General features: G+C 55.6%; 7 protein-coding genes and 1 pseudogene. All 8 read left to right on the top strand.

What is annotated here, in order from left to right; genetic code table 11:
• Nucleotides 1-173 precede the first annotated feature (173 nt).
• The 8 genes and pseudogenes from F1609_RS35530 to F1609_RS33620 all read left to right on the top strand — a co-directional run bounded on the left by F1609_RS35530 (nucleotide 174) and on the right by F1609_RS33620 (nucleotide 5100).
• Nucleotides 174-275, top strand: a complete 102-nt coding sequence (locus F1609_RS35530; RefSeq protein ID WP_441294938.1) for a hypothetical protein — start codon at nucleotides 174-176, stop codon at nucleotides 273-275.
• 219 nt (nucleotides 276-494) lie between these two features.
• Nucleotides 495-773 carry a BrnT family toxin gene (locus tag F1609_RS33650; RefSeq protein WP_167082246.1) on the top strand — a complete coding sequence of 93 codons (279 nt, stop codon included), beginning with the start codon at nucleotides 495-497 and terminating at the stop codon, nucleotides 771-773.
• 22 nt (nucleotides 774-795) lie between these two features.
• Entirely contained in the window at nucleotides 796-1008 is a 213-nt protein-coding gene (locus F1609_RS33645) for a hypothetical protein (protein ID WP_167082244.1), read from the top strand.
• 515 nt (nucleotides 1009-1523) lie between these two features.
• Entirely contained in the window at nucleotides 1524-1928 is a 405-nt protein-coding gene (locus tag F1609_RS33640; RefSeq protein ID WP_167082242.1) for a plasmid mobilization protein, read from the top strand.
• A pseudogene (locus F1609_RS35525) lies at nucleotides 1925-2338 on the top strand (relaxase/mobilization nuclease domain-containing protein); the annotation flags it as partial. The gene F1609_RS33640 and the pseudogene F1609_RS35525, both read left to right, overlap by 4 nt.
• A gap of 328 nt (nucleotides 2339-2666) precedes the next feature.
• Nucleotides 2667-3167 (top strand): IncQ-type mobilization protein MobB, encoded by a 501-nt coding sequence (locus tag F1609_RS34980; RefSeq protein WP_167082252.1) that lies wholly within the window; start codon nucleotides 2667-2669, stop codon nucleotides 3165-3167.
• Complete coding sequence (locus F1609_RS34975; protein WP_229422203.1) at nucleotides 3056-4084, top strand: RepB family DNA primase; 1029 nt, start codon at nucleotides 3056-3058, stop codon at nucleotides 4082-4084. Before F1609_RS34980 ends, F1609_RS34975 begins: the two co-directional genes overlap by 112 nt.
• A gap of 116 nt (nucleotides 4085-4200) precedes the next feature.
• Nucleotides 4201-5100, top strand: coding sequence for a plasmid-related transcriptional repressor protein (locus F1609_RS33620; protein WP_229422202.1), 900 nt, complete (start codon nucleotides 4201-4203; stop codon nucleotides 5098-5100).
• Nucleotides 5101-5461 lie beyond the last annotated feature (361 nt).

Here is a 5461-nt window from a genome sequence, read left to right as displayed (position 1 = left end):
GCGAGGCCGGGTCTGACACACCGCCCCCACCGCTGCGCGGCAGGGGAAAGGTAAAGCACAACCCCGTCAAATGCCTAGACTGTCAGCGCCCACATTGTTGCCCTCACCTGATCGCATCGACGGTCTAGTTCAAGTGTGTCAAGTTTCACAAAAGCAACAATGACTTTTGCGTACTGCGCCTGCTGATCAAAAGCGAACGCGAACTGGTTACGCTGGTAGGATACGCGCCGATCATGTCGCCAAGCGAATACGCGTTGGCGTCCGGCAGCTGGTAACCGACCGGAAACACGGCAAGCAATTCCGGGCCGTATTCGTCAAAATTGCGCTGCCCACGACTGTAGCTGTTCAGGTTGACGTGCCACAGTCCTATGCTACGCTGGACCATCCTCCGTTCGGGTAGTTCTTGATGACCGACTGCACACATACCCTTACGTCTTGATATAATTAACAAATCATTACTAAATCTCAGTTACCTCATAATTGATAGGGCATACATGGAATTTGAATGGGATGAGCAAAAAAACAGTATAAATATAGTCAAGCATGGTATTGATTTTAAAGATGCCTTGCATGTTTTTGAAGATGATCAATATATAACAAGAGAAGACCATGGATCATATGGCGAACAGCGATTTCAAGTTATCGGTATTGCAAAGTACGATCTGGTTTTCATGGTGTATACTGAAAGAGACGGTGACACGGTGAGAATTATTTCAGCCCGACTGGCGAATAAGGCTGAGAAGAAAATGTATCAAGCTGGTCAGTTCTTTTAACTACTCTTTTAGTGAGGAAAAAATGGCTATTATTAGATATACGGCGGAAGAAGCGAAATTACTTAAAGGAAACTCTGATTTTGAGCGAGCACGCGCTTTGACTGAAGAAGAGCTGGAAGCGGCTGCAAAAAGTGATCCTGATAGTGCTTGGCCAACAGAAGATGAACTTAAAGAATTCAAACGTAAAAGTGAATTTAAAAAGAGTATTTATGTCAATAAAAAAAGTGACGAGTAAGGAAGCTCAAGGTCTGATTGGCGCTACCAATTGGAGGCGTCTTAAAACCATGACTGACCAGCAGATTGAACGAGCGGCATCGGCTGATATGGAAACTCGTCCGCTTCAACCTGGGGAACTGAAACAGTTTAAACGCAAGCGTATTTTTCCTCTATAGGATTGCCTTCTATATATAGAAAATATTTTGCAGCCAGCTGGGCGTGTGTAGTCCCCCTCTTAGAGCATCAATATAGTGTCACTTTCTTGGCATGGTCGCCCGACGGCACCCGGCTGGCGATTGGATTAGCGGGAGTGGCACTAACCGGGAATATTGCCCAAATTGCTTCTGACAGAGTCACAGTCGTATTGCGTTTGATCGCAGAGCACTGGGGCTTGTGAGTGAGGTTGCATCGACGATGCACGCATGATAAATATATTGGCGGGTGTACGGGCTAGAAGCAAGCCATGTTTTCGCAAGCGAAAACTAGCCTCTTCCCTGCGGTCATCGCCCCACTCGCTGCGCTCGGAGGGTTGTAATGCAACAACAAAGTCAAGAACCAGACGGCACCGCCGCGCCCAGGCGCGGGCGCGGTGGCCGTCCAAAAAACGAACCCGGCACCGTCCGCGAAGTGACCATCGGCGTGCGCGTGTCGCGTTCCGAATTCGAAGCCTTGAAGGTCAAGGCCGACGCCATGAGCGTGACGCCGGCGCATTGGTTGCGCCAGGCTGCTTTGTCGCGTCGTCTTCCGGCGCCGCCAGTGCCGGCGATCAACCGGGAAGAGTACGCCAACCTGGCGCGGCTTTCAGCAAATCTGAATCAGTTAGCCAGGGCTGGAAACGAAGGCCGGAATGTCGTCATAAGTAACGACCTGGTCGAGAGTCTACGGGCAGAAGTTAATCAGTTGCGGCTTGCACTGATTGGCATTAAAGGCAGCGAATGATTGCCAAGGCGGTTAAAGGCAAAGGCTTCCGGGGCGCGTTGGAATACGACCTTACGAAGGAGCAAGGCCGCGTCATTGATAAGAATATGGCGGGAGAAAAGCCGCGAGAACTTGCGGCAGAGTTCGGCGAAATTCGTAAGCTAAGACCTAACTTGGGCAAGGCGGTTTTGCACGTTTCTTTATCCGCCGCGCCGGGTGAAAAGCTCAGTGATGAGCAGTGGCGCGAGATTGGGAAGCGGTATATGGAGGGCATGGGCTTGGAAAACAACCAGTTTGTAATGACACGGCACGTCGATACCGACCACGAACACATCCACATCTTGGCGAACCGCATCCGCTTTGACGGCACCGTGACCAGCGACAGCCATGACTACAAGCGGCAGGAGGTCATCATGCGCGAGCTGGAGAAGGAGTATGGGCTGCAACGGGTGCCGTCGAGCATCGAGGCCGAGCGCAAAGCGCCGACCAAGGGCGAGGTTGAGCGGCATCTACGGACCGGTGAACCGTCCACCCGGCAACGGTTGCAGCAGTTCTGTGATGCAGTGGTCAAGGATTGCGGAAGCTTTACCGAGTACCAGGAGCGGCTGGACACCGTGGGCGTCGAGCTGGTGCCAGTCGTCCAGCTTGAGGGGGCGAAGCTGTCTGGCCTGTCGTATCGGCTGGACGGTGTGACTATGAAAGGTAGCGACCTGGGCAAGGGGTACAGTCCGGCAGGGCTGGCAAAACGAGGGGTTACATATGAGCAAGATAGAGACTTTGCGGCAGTCCGCAGCAGCATCGAACGCGACGCGCATCGAGCATTTGGCGAGCCAGATCGAGGCAGTGAGGCAGGCCAAGCACCAGAGCGCGGAGGACTTGGCCGTGACGCTGGAGCCACTGGCCCAGGCACTGGCCGCGCTGACGGACGAGACACGGCAGACGTTAATCGAGATCGACCGCAAGAGCCGGGAGCAGGGCGAGACGTTCACGCGCCAGCTCACGGAGTCGGTGAAGGGGTACAAGGAAGCGGCAGCGGAAGCGAACAAGGCCGCGGAGAGTCTGGACCGGGCAGGCCAGCGGATGGAGTGGAGACACTACGCTCTAGCCGTGATGACCGGATTGGTTACGGCGGCGCTCGTGAGCGCGTTCTGGCTCTGGCTGCACCCGCCCACAATCCAGAACAGTTTGGACGCGGAAGCAGTAGCGGAGGCCCTGAAGCCCGCCGTGATCGAAGCCTTGAAGGGATCCAAAAGCAAATAAAAGCGCTGGACGTTCCGCGCTTTGAGGTTGGAATTCGGGAAGCCAAGACCGGGCAAATGATGAACCGGGAATGGAGCCGCGCAGAGGTCGAGCAGTCTGCCGCATGGCTCAAGCGCATGAACGCCAAGGGCAACGACGTGTATATCCGTCCGGCTGGAGAACATGGGCTGGTACTGGTTGACGACCTAACGGCGGATAAAGTTTTTAGCATGGCAAAGGATGGTTTTCCATCCGCTGCAACGATAGAAACCTCGCCGGGAAACTATCAGACATGGGTCAAGCTATCGGATAAACCTTTATCTGATGAGGCGCGCACTGTGGCGGCGCGATTATTGGCAAAGCACTACGGCGGCGACCTGAACAGCGCCGACAGCAAGCATTACGGGCGGCTAGCCGGTTTCACGAACCAAAAGCCGAAACACACCCGCGACGGGCGACAGCCGTATGTGCTTGCCCATGAATGCACCGGCAAGGCCGCTACAGCCGCTCCAGCGCTCTTGGAGCGTGTTGAGCAAGGGCTTGACAAGGCAGGGGCTCAAAAAGAGCGCCAGAGGCGCCTAGAAGCCATCCAGGCGGCCAATCCAGGATACGGTAGCTACGACCCCACCAGGGAATACCAGCGGCAGGCCCAGCGCTTGATGGCGAAGTATGGCGATGACGCGGACCTCTCACGCATGGATTGGATGATCGCGCAGGACATGGCAAAGGGTGGCCGCTTCACCGTGCAGGACATCGAGAAGGGTATCCGGGAGTGTTCCCCGAACGTAGAGAGCCGCAAGGCAGGCCACATTGAGGACTACGCCAGGCGCACGGCTGAAAAGGCGTGGAACGCCCCGGAAACGCAGCAGCACCGGCAAGAGCAGGCCCAGGAGAAGGCGCGGGAAGCGAAGCGTGATCGCGGCCAGAGCTTGGGGTGATATTTCCCCGGCCGCGAAGCGGTGGGGGCGGTGTGTAGGAGTAATATTCGGACGGCGTAGAAAGGGGAGGCAACCCCTGCCTACGCCTAACCAACAACCAAGAAAGAGGCTTGATTATGGCTGACGAGAAGGATAACGCACCTCGGCGCAAGACATTGGCTGACATGCTGGAAATAACGAAACAACGAGCCGTTATTGGCAATGAGGCAGCCGAACAAAAGGCGGCAGAAACACCCCGGCAGATGTTCTTACCGGGCTTCGATATCGGGGCTTTTCCGAACCACTTAAATCGCTCTAGCTTCATTGCTCCGATCGCACGCGGAAAGCGCAAGCGACACCAGCAGACCGAGATGGTCACACGCAAGGATTGCGTGCTGGAGTACACCGGGGAGCAACTGGACGAGGCAGACGGCGATCTCATCATGGCGTTAATCGCCTTTGCCCAGGCGTACCAGTTAGGTACGCCTGTGCCGCTGAATCGTGCCGAACTGCTGCGTAAGCTCAAGCGTGGGACCGGCAAATCGCAATATGACTGGCTCTACAAGAGCATGAAGCGGTTGCGTGAAGGCGTTTTATTCCTTGAAGCGCGTAAGCCCGACGGCTCGACCCGCTACAGCGTGGGCAAGATGCAGTCGTTTAACGTCCTGAAGGATCTTGACTATGACGGCGCTAGTGAAGCTTACAGCTTCGTTCTCGACCCGCGTTGGGTGGTGATGTTCGGCAATCGAGAATACAGCCTAATTGACTGGGATAAACGGATGCAGATCGGGCGTGGGCAGGACATGGCCAAGACCTTGCAGCGGCTCCTGGCCACGTCTGCTGACTCGGTGCAGCGGTACGCGCTGGACTGGCTCAAAGAAAAAATGGAGTACGCCAGCCCTATACGGAAATACCGGGAAGCGCTGCAAGCCGCAGTGCATGAGCTGGAACGACTGGAGATCATTGCCAAGGGCAGCATCGAGAACAGCACAAAGGGCAAGTCCCAGCTCGTCGTGTGGCTCCAACCATCGGCATAGCGTTCCGTACAAGCCCGCCAAACAAGGGCTTTTTTCATCGGCATAGCGTTCCGCTCTCATCGGCATAGCGTTCCGCTTTATCGGCATAGCGTTCCGCTTTATCGGCATAGCGTTCCCCCCCCCCTCTTGAAACCCGCATGGACAGCGGCTTTCAAGAGGTCGGAGCGCTCTCTACCTTCTTTCTACCTTCTTTCTACCAAGAGCCGCCTGTGGATAAATCCCCGACCGAGCAAAGCGAGGCCGGGTCTGACACACCGCCCCCACCGCTGCGCGGCAGGGGAAAGGTAAAGCACAACCCCGTCAAATGCCTAGACTGTCAGCGCCCACATTGTTGCCCTCACCTGATCGCATCGACGGTCTA

The sequence above is a fragment of the Massilia aquatica genome (assembly GCF_011682045.1).
GTDB lineage: Bacteria > Pseudomonadota > Gammaproteobacteria > Burkholderiales > Burkholderiaceae_D > Telluria_A > Telluria_A aquatica.
The sequence above is the reverse complement of the archived record's forward strand: the minus strand, read 5'-3'. Positions and strand labels throughout refer to the sequence as shown.